At 49.2% G+C, this 20,011-nt stretch carries 17 protein-coding genes; 2 read left to right on the plus strand and 15 right to left on the minus strand.

The window, feature by feature from the left end:
- Positions 1-8: 8 nt before the first annotated feature.
- The 6 genes from argF to NYE70_RS15030 all read right to left on the minus strand — a co-directional run bounded on the left by argF (position 9) and on the right by NYE70_RS15030 (position 7,038).
- Positions 9-977 carry an ornithine carbamoyltransferase gene (argF, locus tag NYE70_RS15005; RefSeq protein ID WP_211022609.1) on the minus strand — a complete coding sequence of 323 codons (969 nt, stop codon included), beginning with the start codon at positions 975-977 and terminating at the stop codon, positions 9-11.
- Positions 974-2,233, minus strand: a complete 1,260-nt coding sequence (locus tag NYE70_RS15010) for an acetylornithine transaminase (RefSeq protein ID WP_341046654.1) — start codon at positions 2,231-2,233, stop codon at positions 974-976. The genes argF and NYE70_RS15010 overlap by 4 nt, the downstream gene beginning before the upstream one ends.
- A gap of 628 nt (positions 2,234-2,861) precedes the next feature.
- Positions 2,862-3,704, minus strand: coding sequence for an acetylglutamate kinase (gene argB, locus NYE70_RS15015; protein WP_213653753.1), 843 nt, complete (start codon positions 3,702-3,704; stop codon positions 2,862-2,864).
- A gap of 52 nt (positions 3,705-3,756) precedes the next feature.
- Entirely contained in the window at positions 3,757-4,989 is a 1,233-nt protein-coding gene (gene argJ / locus NYE70_RS15020; RefSeq protein WP_213653752.1) for a bifunctional glutamate N-acetyltransferase/amino-acid acetyltransferase ArgJ, read from the minus strand.
- A gap of 444 nt (positions 4,990-5,433) precedes the next feature.
- Entirely contained in the window at positions 5,434-6,486 is a 1,053-nt protein-coding gene (gene argC / locus NYE70_RS15025) for an N-acetyl-gamma-glutamyl-phosphate reductase (protein ID WP_213653751.1), read from the minus strand.
- 369 nt (positions 6,487-6,855) lie between these two features.
- On the minus strand, positions 6,856-7,038 hold the full coding sequence (locus NYE70_RS15030) for a hypothetical protein (RefSeq protein WP_341046657.1): 183 nt from the start codon (positions 7,036-7,038) through the stop codon (positions 6,856-6,858).
- Between the two features lie 8 nt (positions 7,039-7,046).
- On the opposite strand from NYE70_RS15030, the gene NYE70_RS15035 reads away from it, so the two are divergent.
- Both NYE70_RS15035 and NYE70_RS15040 read left to right on the plus strand, forming a co-directional pair.
- Entirely contained in the window at positions 7,047-7,679 is a 633-nt protein-coding gene (locus NYE70_RS15035; RefSeq protein ID WP_341046658.1) for a hypothetical protein, read from the plus strand.
- 30 nt (positions 7,680-7,709) lie between these two features.
- Complete coding sequence (locus NYE70_RS15040) at positions 7,710-9,257, plus strand: zinc ribbon domain-containing protein (protein ID WP_341046659.1); 1,548 nt, start codon at positions 7,710-7,712, stop codon at positions 9,255-9,257.
- A gap of 75 nt (positions 9,258-9,332) precedes the next feature.
- On the opposite strand, the gene NYE70_RS15045 is transcribed toward NYE70_RS15040, so the two are convergent.
- The 9 genes from NYE70_RS15045 to NYE70_RS15085 all read right to left on the minus strand — a co-directional run bounded on the left by NYE70_RS15045 (position 9,333) and on the right by NYE70_RS15085 (position 19,893).
- Positions 9,333-10,220: a YitT family protein gene (locus tag NYE70_RS15045; RefSeq protein WP_211022616.1), complete on the minus strand. Its 888-nt coding sequence runs from the start codon at positions 10,218-10,220 to the stop codon at positions 9,333-9,335.
- A gap of 184 nt (positions 10,221-10,404) precedes the next feature.
- Positions 10,405-11,518 (minus strand): peptide chain release factor 2 gene (gene prfB / locus NYE70_RS15050; protein ID WP_211022617.1). Its coding sequence is split into 2 segments (ribosomal slippage): positions 10,405-11,445 and positions 11,447-11,518, totalling 1,113 coding nucleotides; the frame shifts between segments, so codons are not numbered across the junction.
- Between the two features lie 110 nt (positions 11,519-11,628).
- Positions 11,629-14,136, minus strand: coding sequence for a preprotein translocase subunit SecA (gene secA, locus NYE70_RS15055; RefSeq protein WP_211022618.1), 2,508 nt, complete (start codon positions 14,134-14,136; stop codon positions 11,629-11,631).
- 267 nt (positions 14,137-14,403) lie between these two features.
- Positions 14,404-14,964, minus strand: a complete 561-nt coding sequence (gene hpf / locus NYE70_RS15060; RefSeq protein ID WP_341046662.1) for a ribosome hibernation-promoting factor, HPF/YfiA family — start codon at positions 14,962-14,964, stop codon at positions 14,404-14,406.
- Between the two features lie 225 nt (positions 14,965-15,189).
- The gene (locus tag NYE70_RS15065; RefSeq protein ID WP_341046663.1) at positions 15,190-15,693 is read right to left on the minus strand and encodes a VanZ family protein; all 504 of its coding nucleotides are present in this window, start codon (positions 15,691-15,693) and stop codon (positions 15,190-15,192) included.
- 207 nt (positions 15,694-15,900) lie between these two features.
- Positions 15,901-16,098, minus strand: coding sequence for a cold-shock protein (locus NYE70_RS15070; protein ID WP_007132290.1), 198 nt, complete (start codon positions 16,096-16,098; stop codon positions 15,901-15,903).
- Positions 16,099-16,374: 276 nt separating this feature from the next.
- On the minus strand, positions 16,375-17,124 hold the full coding sequence (locus tag NYE70_RS15075) for a glycosyltransferase family 2 protein (protein WP_341046664.1): 750 nt from the start codon (positions 17,122-17,124) through the stop codon (positions 16,375-16,377).
- Between the two features lie 53 nt (positions 17,125-17,177).
- Complete coding sequence (locus tag NYE70_RS15080; protein ID WP_341046665.1) at positions 17,178-18,890, minus strand: glycosyltransferase; 1,713 nt, start codon at positions 18,888-18,890, stop codon at positions 17,178-17,180.
- 52 nt (positions 18,891-18,942) lie between these two features.
- Positions 18,943-19,893, minus strand: coding sequence for a glycosyltransferase family 2 protein (locus NYE70_RS15085; protein ID WP_341046666.1), 951 nt, complete (start codon positions 19,891-19,893; stop codon positions 18,943-18,945).
- Positions 19,894-20,011 lie beyond the last annotated feature (118 nt).

Genomic DNA, 20,011 nt, shown 5'->3' on the forward strand with positions numbered 1-20,011 from the left:
CTAAAAAATTATCCCATTAAAGCTGCCATCAGCGCTTTTTGCGCGTGCAGCCGGTTTTCCGCCTGATCAAAAATAACCGAATGCTTGCCGTCGATGACGCCTTCGCTGACTTCCTCACCGCGGTGTGCCGGCAGGCAGTGCATGAACAAATAGTCCGGTTTCGCGTGTGCGGCCAAGGCTTCATCGACTTGATAGGATGCAAATGCGATTTCGCGCGCCTTTTGCTCCTCTTCAAAGCCCATGCTCGCCCATACGTCCGAATAGATGACGTCGGCATCTTTCACCGCGTCCTTCGGATCGCGGACCACTTCGATGATCGCACCGGTAGACTTAGCGATTTCCTGGGCGCTCGCGACGACTTGCGGATCAGGCTCATAGCCTTCCGGACTCGCCACCGACACATGAACGCCAAGCTTGGCTCCGCCGATCATGAGCGAGTGCGCCATATTGTTGCCATCGCTGACATAGGCCAGCTTCAGGCCCTTCAGGACGCCTTTGTGCTCATAAATGGTTTGGTAATCGGCCAACACCTGGCACGGATGGGCCAGATCGCTCAAACCGTTGATTACGGGAATACTTGCGTATTTGGCCAGATCAACGACTTTATCATGACCGAACGTACGGATCATGATTCCGTCGAGGTAACGCGACATCACGCCAGCCGTATCGGCGATCGTCTCGCCGCGGCCGAGCTGGATATCGTTCTTGCTCAGGAACAGCGCGTGTCCGCCAAGCTGGAACATTCCGACTTCGAAGGACACGCGGGTCCGGGTCGACGATTTTTCAAAAATAAGTCCGATGGTCTTGCCCTTCAGAGGCTGGTAAACCTCTCCGTTCTTCTGCTTGGCCTTGATCTCGATCGCCAAGTCGATCAAATACTGTATCTCTTCCGTTGTATAATCGTCCAGTTCAAGCAGGTCGCGTCCCTTGAGGCCGATGCTTATGCTTGTGTCTTTAGTTGATTCGGTTAGACTCATTGATTATTATCCTCCTTCGCGGTATGGGCCGCAATCAGAGCCGCAAGCGTATCGACCGCCTGATCGACCTCTTCATGGGTCACCTTCAAATTCGGAAGCAGCCGAATTACGTTCGGACCTGCTGTTACGAACAGCAATTTGTTCTTCTGTCCAGCTGTCACGATATCGCCTACCGGCTCCGCGCATTCAATGCCGATAATCAGCCCGAGTCCGCGAATTTCTTTCACGAACGGGTTATCGGCTAGCGACTCCCGCAGTCGATCACTCAGGTACTTGCCCATCTCGGCCGCCCGTTTCGGAATCTCTTCTTCCTTCATCGTCTCGATCGTCGCCACCACAGCGGAAGCTGAAACCGGGTTGCCGCCAAAGGTCGACGCATGCGTCCCCGGCGTGAAGGCTTCACGAAGGTATTCCTTGGCGAGCATGGCTCCTGCCGGCAGACCGCTGGCAATTCCTTTAGCCGCCGTGAAAATATCCGGCTCGATCCCGTACTGCTCATGAGCGAACCAGGTTCCCGTCCGGGCCATGCCGGTCTGCACCTCGTCGATGATCAGCAGCAAACCTTCCTGCTTGCACAGTTCAGCCAATTGTTGCACAAATCCGCGATCCACAGGATGCACGCCGCCTTCAGCTTGAACCATCTCCAGCATCACGGCCGCCGTATTCGGTCCGATCGCCGCCTTCAAAGCGTCCATGTCGTGAAGCGGCACGGTCTTGAAGCCTGCAGGGAGCGGAAGGAAGCCGTCCTTCACTTTTTGCTGGCCTGTCGCGGTGAGCGTCGCCAGCGTGCGTCCGTGAAAAGACTGTTCGAACGTGATCACTTCGTACCGGTCAGTCCCTTTCACCTTCTGGTGATAGCGGCGGGCCAGCTTGATAGCTGCCTCATTCGCCTCCGCCCCGCTGTTGCAGAAAAACACCGCGTCGGCGCAGCTGATCTCGGTTAGCATACGAGCCGCTTTTTCCTGCTGCGGAATTTGGAACAGGTTGGAGACATGCCAGAGCTCGTCGAGCTGGGCCTTAACCTTCTCTCTAACCTTTTCCGGCGCATGCCCCAAACTGGTCACGGCCAGCCCGCTCATAAAGTCGAGATAGCGGTTGCCTTGATCATCCCAGACCCAGCTTCCGTGGCCTTTTACCAGGCTGAGCGGATAGCGTGAATATGTAGGAAACAACGCGCTTGCCCCTCCGCGAGACTCCGTTCCCTCTTGAACCGTGCCGGCAGCCGTCTTGTTCTCCTGAAGATCGCTTTGTGCCATCCCTTTCACTCCTATCGGTTAAAATTTAATCTAATTATGAATTGGATCGTTTTGTTTCTACTGTCGGGTAAGCCCCACTCGCTGGATTGGGTTGGATTGGATTGGGTTGGATTCAAGTCCAATTCCATTTCCAAGTCCCATCTCATTGGATATTTCCAATAGATTTAACGAATTCTCGCCATACCTAGCACCCCTATTGGATATTTCCAATGAGTTTCCGCAAAAAGCAGTACAAGCCCCATCTTTGTCCCTATCCTATTGGATATTTCCAATGAAACTCCGCCAAACGGCGTTTGATCGAAATTATAGTTGGAAATATCCAATTACCTATCACCTATCTGAATCAGCTGCAAACCTATCATCAAGCGCATCGGCCGAACTCATTGGAGATTTTCCAACTAACTAGCGATTTATCTGCTTTTCGGACGAAGTCATTGGATATTATCCAATGACTTCCCCAAAAAACTATGAAAGCTGTGCTTTTCCGGCTTTTTCGTTGGATTTTATACAATGAAGAGCCAGTTTCCCTAAAGTTCCTAACGTTTAATTGGATTAAATCCAATCACATTTTCTCGATGCAACGCGATATTCTTCTTTTACTATAACGCATTAAATGAAGGACGTGCCACTACATGCGCACGATTTTTGTGCCGATCGTTTCGCCTGCCAGTACCTTGCGCAAGACGCCGGGCTCGCTGCCGTCCACGATGACGACTTCATTAACTTTGCCGCTGATGCAGGCAATCGCCGCCCGTACCTTAGGGATCATTCCGCCGTAAATCTCACCGGTCTGAATCATGTCTTCGATTTCCTGGACGGTCACCGTTTGAAGTACTCTTTTCTCACCGTTGACCGTTTTTAAGATGCCGGGCACGTCTGTAACCACGATCATCTGCTGTACACCCAGCACGGAAGCAACCGCCCCGGCCGCGGTGTCGGCATTAATATTGTAACGCTGTCCGTCCGCATCGATGCCGACCGGAGCGATGACCGGCATGAAGCCGAGCTTCACTACGCCTTCGATGAGCGCCGCATTGACGCCGGTTACTTCGCCCACGAGGCCAACTTCGGCTGAGTTTGTCACCGGCTTCGCCTGAATCAGCGCACCATCGACGCCGGACAAACCGACTGCTTTGCCTGCCGATTGACCGATGCGACGCACGATTTTCTTGTTGATGCTGCCCGCCAGTACCATCTCAACCACGTCCAGCACCTCTTCGGAGGTATAACGCAACCCGTTTACAAAATGGGTGTCGATTCCGAGTTTGCTCAAATTGTCCGAGATGGCCGGTCCGCCGCCATGCACGATCACAGGCTGGGTTCCGTTCTCCTGCAGTTCAGCCAGATCTTTATAAAACGAATCCGGCAATTCCTCCAGAGTGCTTCCTCCACATTTCATAACAAACGTCCGCTTCGCGCCGAGGCCAAGGCCCGCGGCGGACAGCTGGCCGCCTTCCAATACGATTCTCATCTTAACGCTCCTCTCTCCGTCAAATCGGTAACTATCTTATCCTCTATTATGGTTAAGTGCGGTACGCCGCGTTGATTCTTACATAGTCATACGTCAAATCGCATCCCCACGCCGTGGCGCTGCCTTTGCCGTTGTGCAGGTCGACATGGATCGTTACCGTGTCGCCCTGCAGGTAGACGAGGGCTTCCTCCTCGTCGAAAGGAATCGGCCGGGAACCGGATAATACGACGATATCGCCAAGCTTGATATCGACGGTTTCCGGGTTCACCGGCTCCCCGGCGCGGCCGACCGCCGCGATGATGCGGCCCCAGTTGGCGTCGGCTCCGAATACGGCCGACTTCACCAGGCTCGAGCCGATCACCGTCTTGGCGATCGCCCGAGCCGATTGTTCGGTGACGGCGCCTTCCACCGTCACCTCGACCAGGCGCGTGGCGCCTTCACCGTCGCGGGCGATTGCCTGCGCGAGCGTCTCGCACACGTGCCGGAATGCGGCCGCGAAGGCCTCCCAGTCGGGATGGCCCGGCGCCAGCGGCCGGTTGTCGGCCAGGCCGCTGGCCATGGCGACCAGCATGTCGTTCGTGCTCGTATCGCCGTCGACCGTGATCATATTGAAGGTCACGTCCGTCGTAGCGCCGAGCAATTGCTGCAGCGCCTGCGGCTCCACAGCGGCGTCGGTCGTCACAAAGGCGAGCATCGTCGCCATGTTCGGATGGATCATGCCGGAGCCTTTGGCGGCCCCGGCGATCAGCACTTCGCGGTCGTCGACCGCCAGCCGGACGCAGACCTCTTTCTTTACGAGGTCGGTCGTGAGAATCGCCTGGCAGAATTGCTCGGCCCCGTCGTCCTCAGCCGACAGCACCGCCGGCAGACCGGCGATCCCCGTCGAGACGCGGTCCATCGGCAGCAGCTCGCCGATGACGCCGGTCGAAGCGACGGCGATGTCGTGCTCAGCCAGCCCGAGGGCGTCTGCCGCGGCGGCCCGCATGGCGTAAGCATCGGCTTCGCCCTGCTTCCCGGTGCAGGCGTTGGCGTTGCCGCTGTTGACGACGACGGCCTGCAGCCGCCCGCCTGACGCGATGCTCTCGCGCGTCACCTTCAACGGGGCTGCCTGGAACACGTTCGTCGTATAAACGGCCGCCGCCACCGCCGGCACCTCGCACACGATCGCGCCGAGATCATTGCGCGCCGTTTTTTTCAAGCCGCAGTGCAGCCCTCCTGCCCGAAATCCCTTCGGCGAGGTAATGGAGCCCTCCGGCGCCACGCTAAACAAACTAACTACTCCCATGACCTTCTCCTTTCGTTTTGACGAACAAATCTAGAGGTTGTTCAAAAAGTCATCTTTCCACGACGAAGAGGATCATGAAGCAGATTCGACGTCGAATCTTGAATTCAGTTGGGCCTTCCGTTGCTCACGTACCCATGTACGCTCCGCTACTCAGTCCCTAGCTTCATCCAACCTTCTTGGTCCTGATAACCTGACTTTTTGAACTCACACTTATATAATCATTCGAGGTAATCAAAAAGTCATCTTTTGATCACGAGGTCTTTCAAGTGGTTGATTCGACATCGAATCTTGCGTTCACCCTCGAAGTCCGGTACTCATGTAGGTTTTGCCTACACTCCGTTCCTCCTTCTTCGGATTCTCGCAACCTTCTCGGTGCTGAAAAGCCGACTTTTTGAACTTGCAATATCAGTTGAATTTATTTCAGTTCATTTTATAATGGCTAATCTATGGATATACCGGACTTAACAAAAGCCCTGTCGTTTCGTCCCAGCCCATCATCAGATTCAAATTCTGAATCGCCTGGCCTGCGGCACCTTTAACTACGTTGTCGATGACGGATACGATGGTCAGCCGCCCGGTCCGCTCATCTACGGCAAAGCCGATATCGCAATAGTTCGAACCGAACACTTCCTTCGTAGCCGGCCACTTCCCGGCTTCACGAACACGTACGAACGGCCGACCCTCATAATAGTGGCGATACAACTCCACAAGCTCCGCCTCGGTGTGGGTCCCAATCAGCCCCGCATACATCGTGGTCATAATCCCCCGGGTCATCGGTACCAGATGGGTCGTAAACGTAACGGTTACCGGTTCGCCGGCAATCTGCGAAAGGCATTGTTCCACCTCGGGAATATGCTGATGCTTATTGACCTTATATACTTTCAGGTTTTCATTGATTTCCGCATAATGGGTCATTAGGCTCGTGCCCCGGCCCGCTCCGGATACCCCTGATTTAGCGTCTATAATAATCGACTTGGGATCGATCCAGCCTGCATCCAATGCAGGGATTAAGCCCAGGAGCGTTGCGGTCGGGTAACAGCCTGGATTGGAAATGAACTCCGAACCTTTCACGGCATCACCGTTCAATTCGGCTAATCCGTAGATCGCCTGTTCCAACAGCTCCGCAGCGGGGGCTTCGTGCTTATACCAGGTTTCGTAAACCGCCCCGTCCTTGATCCGAAAATCTCCAGAGAGGTCGATCACCTTAAGTCCGGCTGCCAGCAGTTCGGGAACCAGCTTACCGCTGACGCCTGACGGCGTGGCCGTGAATACAACATCCGCTTTTTCAGCAATCGCTTGCGGATCAACAGCCTCCAGGTTTTGCAGCACGATTTCGCTCAGATGCGGAAATCCGTCCGTAATCGGTAAACCCGAGCTTGATGACGAGATGACGGATGTGATCTCCACCTCCGGATGCCCCAATAAAAAACGAATCAGCTCCACCCCTCCATATCCGGTGGAACCGACAATAGCGACTTTTAATTTTTCTCCACTCACAAGCTTACCTCTCTTTCCCCTCTTACGGCTCTATAAATTCCGTCTGATGCATCCCTAATTGCAATTACGTATTATTATACATTCACATTTATATATATACAATGAAATAATTTTGATTTATGTCAGCCTTTTTTGATTATATACCAATTTATGGTTTGACGCAGTGATTGTTTAACAACTATTCTGGAAGTATCTGTGCTTTTACATAACTTTAGGAGGTTGGATTACATATGATTTGTATGCAGTGTGGTCAGGTTTATGAGAAAGGAAAATTTTGTGTTAAATGCGGAGTGCCGCTGACTGAGCAATCTGTGCAGGAGGCCCCGGTTGAATCCGCCGCAGCTATGGAAGGCCACATAGGACCGGATTTCACGTCTGCATCGGCATCAGCATCAGCGCCCGAGGCGGCTTCGTTTCCGACGATGACACCAGCCAATTCGTCCGCCCTGGCTCCGACCCCGGCATACATACCAGTTTCTGCACCACCACAGATACAGCCGGCAGCTTCTGCCTCGGCACCACCAGCACATACACCCCAGGAAGTTCCCGCACTGCCCTCCATGGCCAAAGGCTGGGACCAGGTGAAACAGAGCCAGTTCGTGCAGCAGGGCTCCCAAATCAGCAAGCAGTTCGGCAATTTTTACATCAAGGCTTTAATGCATCCTTTCATGACGGCCAAAAATGTCGGCAAGCCGCATTTCACGAACGGGCTGCTGACCATTATTCTAACTTCGTTATTGCTTCCGCTGGTCTTTTATATTCCTAACCTGTTGGACGGATATGGCGATTATTTCGGAAAAAGAGTGCTCCGGCCGTTCCTGCTGATCTGGATCGCCTTGATTCTGGCCAGCGCGCTTGCTTTTGCAGCCATCCGGCTCGGACGTATTGCTACCGATTTTATGGCCGTCACCGCAAAGCTCGGAACGATGCTCGTTCCGGCAACGGCGTCCCTGCTGCTCTGCATACTAAGTTTCGTGCTTGAGTTGGGAGACAAATTCAGCCTCTTCCTATTTATGATTTCTCTGGCCTTGATTTTCGGGTCCATCACCGCAACCGTGCTCAGCTTCCGCAAGGAAAGCATGAATGGGCTGGATCCGCTCTATGGAGCCGTCATTGCGAACCTGGCCTTCGGATACATTCTCGTCAAATTTGCAAATTCCAGCTTGGGCTTTGGCTTCGGCGGGTTGTTCTAAATTCACTTTTGGGAGGTTAAGGAATAATCTATGAGTTATTGTATTGAATGCGGAACAAAACTTGAGGCCCAGGTCAAATTCTGTCCGGAATGCGGGGCCCCGGTTGAACAGAAGATCGAACCGGCGAATGCACCGGCAGCGGCAGCACCTACTCCGGTGGTTGAACCGGCAGCAGCAACACCTAGTCCGGTAGTTGAGCCGGCAAATATCCCGGCTTACGTACCTGCCCAGTCCCTTCCCGAGCAGGAGGCCAAGATCGAATGGAAGAAAGGAGCAGGCTCCTTCCTGTCCTGGATCAAGCGCCGCAAGTGGATTGTGATCGGAGTGCTTGCCTTCGTTGTTATCCTTGGCGGCCTTTATGCCACCGGTGCCTATCTGACCGATGGAAACCGGCTCGTTGCCAAGTTTGAAAAAGCTTTAAAAGACGGCGATGCCGAAACCCTCGCGTCGATGCTTCAACCGGGAGAAAAGAGTCTGGTCGTTGACAAGGACAGCGTGAAACCGCTGCTGGATTATCTCAAGGATGACACCTTTAACCGGGCTGCCGTCGCTGAAGATTTGCGGGCCCAGGTCAAATTGTACAAACAGAAAAAAGATGCCATGCTGGCCATGGGAAGCTATGACGATTCCATCGTCAAAGTCAAGAAGACCGGCAAACGGCTCCTTTTTTACAATGATTACGCACTGGTAGTTACGCCTTTTTACCCTTATGTCACTACCACCTATGCCGGAACCAAAATTACGGTAAATGGAAAAGAACTGGTTACCTCCAAAGAGGAATACTACGGAGATAAAGTCGGCCCCGTAATGCCTGGCAAACACACGTTCAAAGCAAAGTACACCGGGGATTACGCCTCCATGGAAGCCGAAAAGACATTAACCTTGAGCGACCCCATTGCTTACTACGACGTGGATCTGGATTTGGACGGCAATTATATACGGATAGCTTCCAACTATGAAGATGCGGCTATTTTTATCGATGGCAAAGATACCGGCCTCACTCATGGGGACTATGCGGACATCGGACCAATTCTTGTAGACGGCAGCAGCGAGGCTTATGTGGAAAAAGAATTCCCTTGGGGCGTTGTAAAAAGTGAGGTCTTCCCGATCGACACGGATTATATCCAAGCGGATCTTGAACCGGAAAACGAGGATTTCCGGGAATCGGTTAAATCCGCGACCCAGAGCTTCTTCCAGGAGTTGGCGACTGCACTGAGTTCGCAGGATACTTCATCCGCGTCCCATATGTCGGGTGAAGTTAAGCAGGCCGTGGATTACTTGATTCAGGAAATGCAAGCACAGAATATTGTATACGATGGAAAAGTAATCAAAGTTGTCTTCGATATGAGCAGCATCGAGCTGTTGGAATGGGGCGAGGATTTACGGGCCAATGTCAGCGTTCAAGCTCATTTCAGCCAATCCTTCAGTCTTTCTGAGGATCCGAGTAATTCCGCCTCCGAAGACACCATCTTTAATCAAGCCTGCGAGCTGACGTATAAGGATGGGCAATGGATCGTAACGGACTTCTATGATGAATATTATTTTAATGATGCGGATACCGAAGAATTAATGATGTAAAAAAACAAGGGCGAGACTCCCGGATACGGAGCTCGCCCTTGTTGCTTTTTTATTACTCGGTAGATGGTAGAAGCGTCACGGTGTCCGCTTGAAGCCTTCGCCCAATACTTCATGGGCGTTCGTGATGATGACAAAAGCCGTCGGCTCCAAGGTCTGCACCAGCGTCTTAAGCCGGGTCACTTCGCTCTGACCAACGACGACCATAAGCACGGTCCGATTATCCCCCGTGTAGCCGCCTTGCGCATTCAGCTTGGTCAGCCCGCGGTCGAGCTCGGATAGCACCGCCTTAGAGATCGCTTCGGTATTATCCGCGATGATGTAAGCCACCTTTGTATAATTGAAGCCTAGCTCAATGGCATCGATAATCTTGCCTGTAATGTACAGGCCGATCAACGCGTACAGCGCTTTTTCAGGTGAAAGAATGAAGCCGGCAAGAGCGATCACCATGCCATCCATAAGCACTACGCATACGGAAAGGCTTAGGCCGCTGTACTTCTGAATAATCTGAGCCAGCGTAGACAATCCGCCGGTAGAGCCTCTGCCCCGGAACACGATGCCCAGACCGAGGCCAACGCCGATCCCGCCATATAAAGAAGCCAGCAGCGGATCTGTAGTCGGCACGGGAAAATCCTTGGTTAAAAAGACAAACAACGGAAGTACCACCGTTCCAAGCAGGGAACGGATCGCGTAATCCCGGCCTAGCAGCATAAATCCCGCAATAAAGAGCGGAATATTCAAAGCCCACTGCGTGTAGGCGGGTTCAATGCCGAACAGCGACTGCGCGATGACGGACAAGCCGGACACCCCGCCGGAAGCGATGTGATTCGGCACCAAAAATAAATTAAAGGCCAACGCGGTGATGAAAGACCCCACGATAATCATCAGGGTGTCGATCGTATGCCGGGCGGGTCCGGTTAATGGAATGTATTCGTTAATTCTGCGTTTGCGGGTTTTCGGCGGCACCGCTTGCCCCTCCTCACTGATCCAAAAAAATTCCCGCACCTTAGCGGATGCGACCGGCACTGGAAGAGATACTTGCTTCCTAGGGGAAGCGAGAGTCCCTTCCTGTCCGGACTTCCGCGGTGCAGGAATCGGTTCTATCCTTTTTCTGCCGGCTTGCCTATCGACAAAAGCCGGGAGTATTGCATTATTGCGCTTCGCTCTGAATCTGACTCCGCAGGTATCCGTCGATAAAAGCATCGAGATCGCCGTCCATGACGGCGCCAACGTTGCCCGTCTCCACCGAAGTGCGATGGTCCTTGACCATGCTGTACGGGTGGAAGACATAGGAACGGATCTGGCTGCCCCAGGCGATATCGGATTGCTCGCCGCGGATCTCATCCAGCTCCTTCCGCTGCTCCTCGAGCTTGCGCTCGTACAGCTTGGAACGGAGCATCGTCATCGCGCGCTCCCGGTTCTTGATCTGCGAGCGTTCGTTCTGGCACGTCACCACGACGCCTGTCGGCAAGTGCGTAATCCGCACCGCCGAATCCGTGGTGTTAATGTGCTGGCCGCCCGCGCCGCTGGCCCGGTACGTATCGATCTTGAGATCCTCCGTCCGGATATCGACTTCCACGTCCTCCGTAATTTCCGGCACTACGTCGCAGGAGACAAAAGAAGTATGACGGCGGCCGGAAGAGTCGAACGGGGAGATGCGCACCAGGCGGTGCACGCCTTTTTCCGCCTTCAAATAGCCGTATGCGTTATACCCTTTGATCAGCAAGGTGACGCTCTTGATCCCCGCTTCGTCGCCCGGCAGATAGTCGAGCGTCTCCACTTTAAAGCCGCGCTTCTCCGCCCAGCGAGTGTACATCCGCAGCAGCATCTGGCCCCAGTCCTGGGACTCGGTGCCGCCGGCGCCCGGATGCAGCTCCAGGATGGCGTTCATCTTATCGTACGGCTGGTTCAGCAGCAGCTGCAGCTCGAATTCCTCCAGCTTCTTCACCAGCGATGCCACCGATGCGCCGATCTCCGCGGCGAGCGACTCATCGCCCTCTTCCTCAGCCAGCTCCGCCATCATTTCAGCATCGTCGTACTCCTGCTGCAGCGCACTGTATTGGTCTACGGAAGATTTGACGGCATTGAGCTCGGCAATTAAGCTTTGCGCCTTATCATTGTCGTCCCAAAAGTCGGGAGCCGCCATCTTTTCCTCATAGTTCGCGATCATTTCCTGCTTGAGGTCTAAGTCAAAGAGACCCCCTAAGGTTGGATAATTTCTTGGTTATTTCCCGCATGTCCTGTTTTACGCTCGGATCGATCATGCTGTAATACCACCTTTCTCAAATTAATAATATGCAAGCGAAAAACGGGATGCCATCCGACACGGACGGCCCCCCGCTTTCTTTCAGAGCTTCCTGATCTCTCGGCTCTCTTATGCGTTCTGCCCGTGGCAATGTTTGTACTTCTTGCCGCTGCCGCAAGGGCAAAGGTCATTACGCCCGATTTCTTCCCCGCGTTTGACCGGACGCTTCTCGGCCGGTTCACCGCTGGTAGAGATCTTATCCTCATCCACGACCGCTTGACGTTCCTGGTTCGTTTCCACTTGGGCTTTCATGATATACATGGCCACTTCTTCCTGGATGCTGGCAACCATCTGATTGAACATCTCGTAGCCTTCGAACTGGTACTCACGCAATGGATCCGTACCGCCGTAGGCGCGAAGGTGAATCCCCTGGCGCAATTGGTCCATGGCATCAATGTGATCCATCCACTTGCTGTCAACCGAACGAAGGGCGATAACTTTTTCGAACTCGCGGACCATTTCCTCGCCCAGCGCTTGTTCGCGTGCATCATATTTTACCATGACACGGTCAAAAATATAATCCACCATTTCGTTCGACTCTTTACCCCAGAGCTCATCCTTGGTAACTGCGCCTTCATCCAACAGCTTGCTGTTGACGTAATCGGCAATTTCTTGCAGTTCCCAATTCTCCGGAATCTCATCGCTGGTGTGCGCTTCGACAACTCGCTCGATGACCGGCTTGATCATATCTACGATAATTTGCTTGATATTTTCGGATTCCAGCAGCTCGCGGCGCTGTTTATAAATAATTTCGCGTTGCTGATTCATGACATCGTCATATTGAAGAACGACTTTACGAACGTCGAAGTTATTGCCTTCTACCCGTTTTTGCGCGGATTCGATCGCACGTGTGATCATTTTGCTCTCGATCGGCTGATCTTCTTCAAAGCCCAAACGATCCATCATGTTCAGAACGTTGTCGGCACCAAAACGCTTCATCAGTTCATCGCCAAGGGACAGATAGAACTGGGTCGAACCCGGGTCGCCCTGACGACCGGCACGGCCGCGCAGCTGATTATCGATCCGGCGCGATTCATGCCGCTCCGTACCGATGATATGCAGGCCGCCAACCTCGGATACGCCGTCGCCCAGCAAAATGTCGGTCCCGCGTCCCGCCATGTTGGTGGCGATCGTCACGGAGCCCGGTTCACCGGCACGGGATATAATCTCGGCCTCTTCGGCATGATACTTCGCGTTCAGGACTTTATGCGGCACGCCTTTACGCTTCAGCATTTCCGAGACCAATTCGGAGTTCTCGATCGAAATCGTACCTACAAGCACCGGTTGGTTCAGCTTATGGCGGTTGACGATCTCGTCAACCACGGCTTTAAATTTGCCACTTTCGCTTTTATAAACGACATCTGGCAAGTCTTGGCGCTGGTTTGGACGGTTCGTAGGAACCTGCAACACCTCGAGGCCATAAATTTTCTTGAATTCCTCTTCCTCTGTCTTGGCCGTACCGGTCATTCCACCCAGCTTGCGATACATACGGAAGTAGTTTTGGAACGTAATCGTAGCGAGCGTCATGGATTCGTTTTGAACTTCGATGCCTTCCTTCGCTTCGATCGCTTGGTGCAATCCGTCGCTATAGCGGCGGCCTTGCATAATCCGGCCCGTAAACTCATCGACGATCAGAACTTCATCTTCCGTCACCACATAGTCTACGTCACGACGCATGATTACGTTCGCTTTAAGCGCCTGTACGACATGGTGATTCAAAGTAATGTGGCTGTGATCATAGAGGTTTTCGATGCCGAATGCTTTCTCGGCTTTCGCTACCCCTTTTTCGGTAAGGGATACCGCTTTTACCTTAATATCCACCGTATAATCTTCTTCGGCAACCAGGCGCTTCACAAAACGGTCAGCGGCATAGTACAGCTCCGTCGACTTCTGGGCTTGTCCGGAAATAATCAGCGGGGTCCGTGCTTCGTCAATCAGGATGGAGTCCACTTCGTCAATGATACAGAAGTAGAGCGGGCGTTGTACCATTTGTTCCTTGTACAGCACCATGTTATCGCGGAGATAGTCAAAACCGAACTCATTGTTCGTTCCATAAGTAATATCGCAGGCATAAGCTTCTTGCTTCTCATGATGCTCCATGCCGTTCAGATTGACCCCTACGGTCATTCCTAGGAAGTTATAAATTTGTCCCATTTGCTGGCTATCGCGCTGGGCCAAGTAATCGTTGACGGTAACGACGTGAACACCTTTGCCCAGGAGTGCATTCAAATAAACCGGCAGGGTCCCGACCAGGGTTTTACCTTCACCGGTTTTCATCTCAGCGATCCGGCCTTCATGAAGGGCCATCCCGCCCACCAGCTGTACGTTAAAATGGCGCATACCCAGCGTTCTCTTGGACGCTTCTCTTACTGTTGCAAAAGCTTCCGGCAAAAGCTCATCCAGCGTTTCGCCTTTTTCGATCCGTTCACGGAACTCGGCGGTTTTCGCTTGCAGCTGCTCGTCCGAAAGAGCTTCGAATTGTGGTTCCAATGTATTAATATAATCTACCGTCTTCATAAGACGTTTGACATCACGTTCGTTCGTGTCGCCAAAAATCTTCTTCATTAATCCCAGCATGGTTTACCCCTTTCATGCATAAACAGATGATTTGCCTAAATTGTAACAGTTTGTAAGGCATGCCGCAACACACGGTATCACCGCCGGGGCACTGTCAAAACCCCATCTATACGAATAAAGAGCCCTACCCGCGCACGGGTAAAGGCTCGTTCCTTTTACTTCAATTGCAAGAATTACCACTCTCATTCAAACAATCGTCATGATTGGATACGTTAATAATTATTCTAAAAATAAATGTGGGATCACGGGATTAAAAAATTATAGGTATTATTCTTTCTCGATCAACCCGTATTTCCCGTCATTCCGTTTGTAAACCACGTTAATTTCCTGCGTATCCAGGTTGGAGAAAACAAAGAAATTGTGGCCAACCATGTTCATTTGCAAAATCGCTTCTTCCACATCCATCGGCTTCAGATTAAAGCGCTTGGTGCGGACCAGTTCCAAATCGTCGTCAGTGTCTTCCATCGTAGCCACGTTGCCGTTACCGGCCGTGTTCTCGACGAACAACGTCTTCAGACTGCCCTCTTGGCGGAACTTACGGTTAATCTTCGTTTTGTGCTTGCGAATCTGGCGTTCGAGCTTGTCCGCAACCGCATCCATCGATGCATACATATCATCGCTGCGATCCTCTGCACGAAGCACAACGCCTCCGGTAAGTGGTATCGTTACCTCAACCACGTGCAAGCCGCGCACGACACTTAAAGTGACGTGACCTTCGGAAGCAAGGGGTGCATCAAAGTACTTGTCAAGCCGGCTGAGCTTCTTGTCAACATATTCTCTCAAGGCCTCAGTCACTTCAATTTGTTGTCCACGAATACTATAATTCATTGGGCACTCCTCCTTTGCTTTACGCCTTCATTATACCACAGATATTAGCTGAAAGTAAAAATTGTAAATCCAGCATAAAGTGCTGTCTAACTTTGCTAATAGCGCTGTTGAAGTGCAAAAAACCGCAGAGCGGGAGCTGCGGTAATTTTGAATGTTTTATGACCAAAAGTTGAGCAATGATCCTGCATCCCATTCTTTAGTTCAAGTTGAGCTTTTACCTTAACGCTAATCGCGCCGGGCTTTGGCTTTCCTTCGTTCAACGATCCCCCAGATCAGGAGCATAATAAGCGCACCGAATGCTGCGCCCGTCGTATCCAGCATCACATCCTCCACCAGTCCGGTCCGATCCGGCATAAAGGTCTGATGCAGCTCATCTGAGCAAGCATAGAGAAAGGAGATCACCATGGTCCAGCCAAAATCCCTTCCCCTTCGTCCGGAATTCAAGGCAAATGCCGCAAATAACCCTAGCAATCCATACACCGAAAAATGGGCACCCTTGCGAATGAAAAATTCGATAAACCCTGCCGTTCCCAAGCTCTCGGCACTAATCTCCCGCCCTGCATAAGTAAAGGAGATTCCATCCAACCATTCGGAGGCCGAGCTATGAGTGACCTTCCTCTCGATTTCGGGCTGCAGGTTCTGCTCCTCATATGACTGGGCCGAAAGAGCGAATAACAGTATCATGATAGCCAATGTTGGGATCCATTTGAGAAGCTTACGGAAATTCATGAACTCACCTCGTTTCGAGAATCTGTTATGTTAAAGCATTGGTGCGGATTCAAAAGGCATGGACGCGAAGGTACTTGCGCCATTACCCGCACCCTCACCGAAATAACAAAATAAGACCCTGAGTAAGTTCCCAGGGTCTGTTGCTAGCGAATCTTCAATTCTTAACCATCATACCGTTATATGTAGGTCGCGGCTGTGCCGGGATGATTATAATTTGATTACGTTAGCGGCTTGCGGTCCACGAGCGCCTTCAACGATTTCGAACTCGACGGATTGTCCTTCTTCCAGAGTTTTGAAACCTTCCGATTGGATTGCGGAGAAATGTACGAATACGTCGCCGCCCTCTTCAGTCTCGATGAAGCCATAACCTTTCTCTGCGTTGAACCATTTCACTTTACCTTGCATGCACTAACATTCCCTTCATTATCAAATAAGAGTGTGACCCTGTGACCAAGCCCACATTTCTGACTATACCACCCAAACTTCACCAGTGTCAATTACCAAGGATTAGGTTTTCCTGTAAAAATATTGTAAATCCTTGTCGAAAGAAAACTTGGGGGAGTTAGTAAGCAAGAGGCAGATAAGGATCCCATTTATATTTAACCAGAAGGGATAAGAGTGAAACAAGAAAATTAAATTCTAAAAATTGTTCTTATATCTTCCTACTCACTCTTTCCAATTTTATCTCTCAATTAAATCTTGTTTAGACATCTCAATCCAACCTAACAATTCGGCATTTGTCGTCTTAGACTCGGCTAAATTTAAATACCTCAATGCTTTTTCGTTATCAAGGCCGCTCATTTCTCTGCCTAAATGCATCCATAATCGAGCATTATTTTGGTCTTGCTGCAAATTAAGTATGAGGAGTTCTATGTTGCGTTTCTTTTTAGCTTTTATATCTACCTGATTCATATCATACCCGTCATGCTCAAGATGAATATCGCTACGAATCCGCTCCAAAGGTGCGTAAACAATCTGTTCATGTATCATATCTTCATATCTCAATGAGCTAGGAAACAATCGAACATAACCATAGGCAATAGATTCCACTATCTTTCCATCTACTGAATTATCGTAAACGATATCAAAGACGCATTTTCTCCCTTCCTGATCCATCTGACTGGTATAACTCTTTATTTTCCCGCGATCATCGGCAGGTAAATAGTCATCAGAGTCTACAACAAACACCCAGTCATGACTTACTTTTGAAAGAGAAAAGTTTCTAGCGGCTGAAAAGTCATTAATCCACTCAAAATGATACAATTTCACCTGTTCATGAGCCTCGCAATAAGAACTAACAATTTCAATAGTTCTATCCGTTGAACCGGTATCAACTATTACAATTTCATCTACTGCTGCTATTATACTGTTCAAGCAGCGCTCTATTGAGCGTTCTGAGTCCCTAATTATCATTGCCGCGGAGACTCCCATAATATCTCTCCTATTCTATATGCCGCGTTTTACCGATTTGTTTAATTTTCGCATTACTCGGAAATGTTTTTTGCTATCTCATTTTTCAAATGCAAAATATCCTGGTCCGGATTCTCAATAAAATTCAAATAAAATAGTGCCTCTTTATCAGCTCCAATGGTGTGAAGGATATAAGCATAGTTGTAAAGAGTATCGGTATTATGCTCATCCATTTCCAGCGCTGCATTAAGAAGCGGTACGACATGATCAAACATAGAATTCTTAAAAAATGTCACCGCTAAGTTATTTAAAAGCTTCACTTTATTTGTATCAAGTTTGTGGACTGAATTTATTATTGAATTTTCATCAATAGATCCAGAATTCATCAGTTCAATGATCTTTTTTAAGCCATCCTTGTTGTTTAAACTAAACCCTAATAAATGCTGTTCCAAATCACTATCTTTAGAGATGAAAGCCTTGATTATCAGCTCGGATGCAGACAAAATCTCCTCCCTTTCCGAAGAAACAAGTCCGCTTAAGCTTTCCTTAACTCTTTGTTCTTGGTTATTGAGACTGCTTTCTATTCTGTTGTATTCAATATGGTTAAAGCCCACTGTTTTGAATAATTCCGCTAATTTTTGCAATGTAAAGAGGTTGTGGTTATTCGAATCGATCCACGTGCCATTTAATATACTTGTTAAAACCCCATAGTTTTCAAAATTCAAAATCCCGGCAATCATTTGTCCATCTTTTTTCAATAGAGTTTTAAGTTTTTGTAAAACCTCGATAGGTGATTCGACCTTTTCCAGAACATTTTCAATCAAAATGTAATCAAAAAAGTCAGAAGGATACTGATCATTTAGCTCCTCAACATTTATTGCCTGAATATCGGCAATTTTTGATGCAACAGCAGCAGCATTTACGTTGGGTTCAACTCCGAACAATTGTGCATCCGGGAAACGATTTTTAATTTCCAATAATGTTGCCCCGCAGCCACAGCCTATATCCAAGACTCTAATCTGCCCCTTGCTTCGATCCATAATTGTTATCAAATCATGTCTTGTTCTAGAGTTCCAAACGGAATGAAACCCCCACTTCTCCAAGAATTTCTTCCGATTTACTTCCAAGAGCTTGATATAACGTTCAGGTATTTCTCCGAAGGAAACAGACCCATAGTGATGGATATAAACATTCTTACAATAAACAATTTTATATCCGGTCTTAATAATTCGGAAACTATAGTCCGTATCCTCACAATTCCCAGGGGTGAAACGCTCATCGAGATACCCGACTTTCTCGACTGCTTCACGTTTAATCAGCATACAGAAACCGATCAACTTCAAACGATGTTCCCATTGGGAAGGGTCACTTTGATTATGAGTTTGGGCAAAATCCAAATATTCTCCTACTGTCTTATAAGAAACCGCCAATTCTCCGTTATGGTTTGGCCCAACCGCTCCAATATCTTCGGAACTATAAAGGCATTCATTCAGTAAATCTAACCAATTGGGCGATACGATAATATCGTTGTTTAATAGTAGAATATCCCCGGATGTTGTCAACTCAATCCCTTGATTGCAACCTTTTGGAAATCCTACATTTTCATCATTAAATATAGTAAGGATGTCCGTTTGTTCAGCAAGCCACTCCCTGGTTCCGTCGGTCGAACAATTATCCACTACAATTATTTGATACGTCCCGGGGCGCGTAAAATCCCTAATACTTGTAATACACTCTTGTGTGTACTCAAGTTTGTTATAGGTAAGGATAATGATATTGGTTTTCACTTTTTTACCCCTCATTTAAAATATCTTTATTCTGAACTTTACAAAGCCCCACCTATATTCTTTCATTCTTTGGATTTTGTTTTAATCTTTTAAGCAGCATATTATCTCTATCTGTTAGAAATGGACTTCTACTTAACAAAGAATAATTATGTTCCAATATTCCAATCATGTAATCATATAAAACCTTCATATTATCTTGACTTTGTATTTTATCGCACACAGACAACATATACGACAGTTCGGAGTAAAACGCCCTTGGTGCTATTTCAGGCACAACATTTGATAAATATTCTGTACGCTCGCGAAAGGCATGAAGATACTCATTCAATAAATCATATGAGATCTTGTTGTTTTGAATGAAACTAGTCATATTTCCATCATGTTTATTAAACCTGTAAAGAGGTTCACCATACGCTACAATCACATTAGCTTTTGCAAAGAGTTTATAAGTAACATGTATATCATCTACTAATACATTCTCCACGAAAGTTATCCCATCAAATAATGATTTGCGAAAAAGTTTTGTAGGAGGGGCTACATTGTATTTTTCTCTTCGTAATAGCTCATGAAGCCCCTGTACCTTATCGAGTACTAAGGTCTCATCAAATATGAAATACGGTACCAATGTACCATTAATATTATTCCAACTTCCACAGAGTGAAATATCAGCATCATATTCTTTACTGAGGTTTTTTAACAATTCCAACATCCCTGGTTCGCAATAATCATCATCATCTACAAATGTGATATAATCTGTCGTTGCAGACAAAAGCCCCTGGTTTCTTCCTGGTGGAGCCCCTCTATTCTCTTCAATATTTATTAACTTAATTCTTTTATCTTTAGCAGCGTAGTGCTCGCAAATTTCTTTACTTCCATCTGTAGAACCATTATTGATCAAAACAAATTCAAAATCACCAAAGGTTTGTGAAAGAACACTTTCAATTGAAGATGGCAAAAAATTCTCACGGTTATATGTCAACATAACAACACTAAGTTGAGCCAATTTATTATTTCCTCCAAAGAATTCTCAGTTTGCTGTCTTTCTAGACTGTAGACTCTAAATGGTATTAGGCGACCTATGCTGCGAAGGCCCTCTTACTTCCAATGGTTGCAATAATCTG

This window comes from Paenibacillus sp. FSL R5-0407 (assembly GCF_038009185.1).
In the GTDB taxonomy this organism is placed as follows: Bacteria; Bacillota; Bacilli; order Paenibacillales; family Paenibacillaceae; genus Fontibacillus; species Fontibacillus vini.

What these genes read in the sequence shown, in the direction of transcription:
- NYE70_RS15065 (WP_341046663.1), bottom strand. Translation starts at nt 15,693, where the DNA reads ATGAATTTCCGTAAGCTTCTCAAATGGATCCCAACATTGGCTATCATG.
- argB (WP_213653753.1), bottom strand. Translation starts at nt 3,704, where the DNA reads ATGAGAATCGTATTGGAAGGCGGCCAGCTGTCCGCCGCGGGCCTTGGC.
- NYE70_RS15070 (WP_007132290.1), bottom strand. Translation starts at nt 16,098, where the DNA reads ATGCAAGGTAAAGTGAAATGGTTCAACGCAGAGAAAGGTTATGGCTTC.
- argF (WP_211022609.1), bottom strand. Translation starts at nt 977, where the DNA reads ATGAGTCTAACCGAATCAACTAAAGACACAAGCATAAGCATCGGCCTC.
- secA (WP_211022618.1), bottom strand. Translation starts at nt 14,136, where the DNA reads ATGCTGGGATTAATGAAGAAGATTTTTGGCGACACGAACGAACGTGAT.
- NYE70_RS15040 (WP_341046659.1), top strand. Translation starts at nt 7,710, where the DNA reads ATGAGTTATTGTATTGAATGCGGAACAAAACTTGAGGCCCAGGTCAAA.
- NYE70_RS15075 (WP_341046664.1), bottom strand. Translation starts at nt 17,124, where the DNA reads ATGGGAGTCTCCGCGGCAATGATAATTAGGGACTCAGAACGCTCAATA.
- NYE70_RS15010 (WP_341046654.1), bottom strand. Translation starts at nt 2,233, where the DNA reads ATGGCACAAAGCGATCTTCAGGAGAACAAGACGGCTGCCGGCACGGTT.
- NYE70_RS15035 (WP_341046658.1), top strand. Translation starts at nt 7,047, where the DNA reads ATGGCCAAAGGCTGGGACCAGGTGAAACAGAGCCAGTTCGTGCAGCAG.
- argJ (WP_213653752.1), bottom strand. Translation starts at nt 4,989, where the DNA reads ATGGGAGTAGTTAGTTTGTTTAGCGTGGCGCCGGAGGGCTCCATTACC.
- hpf (WP_341046662.1), bottom strand. Translation starts at nt 14,964, where the DNA reads ATGAATTATAGTATTCGTGGACAACAAATTGAAGTGACTGAGGCCTTG.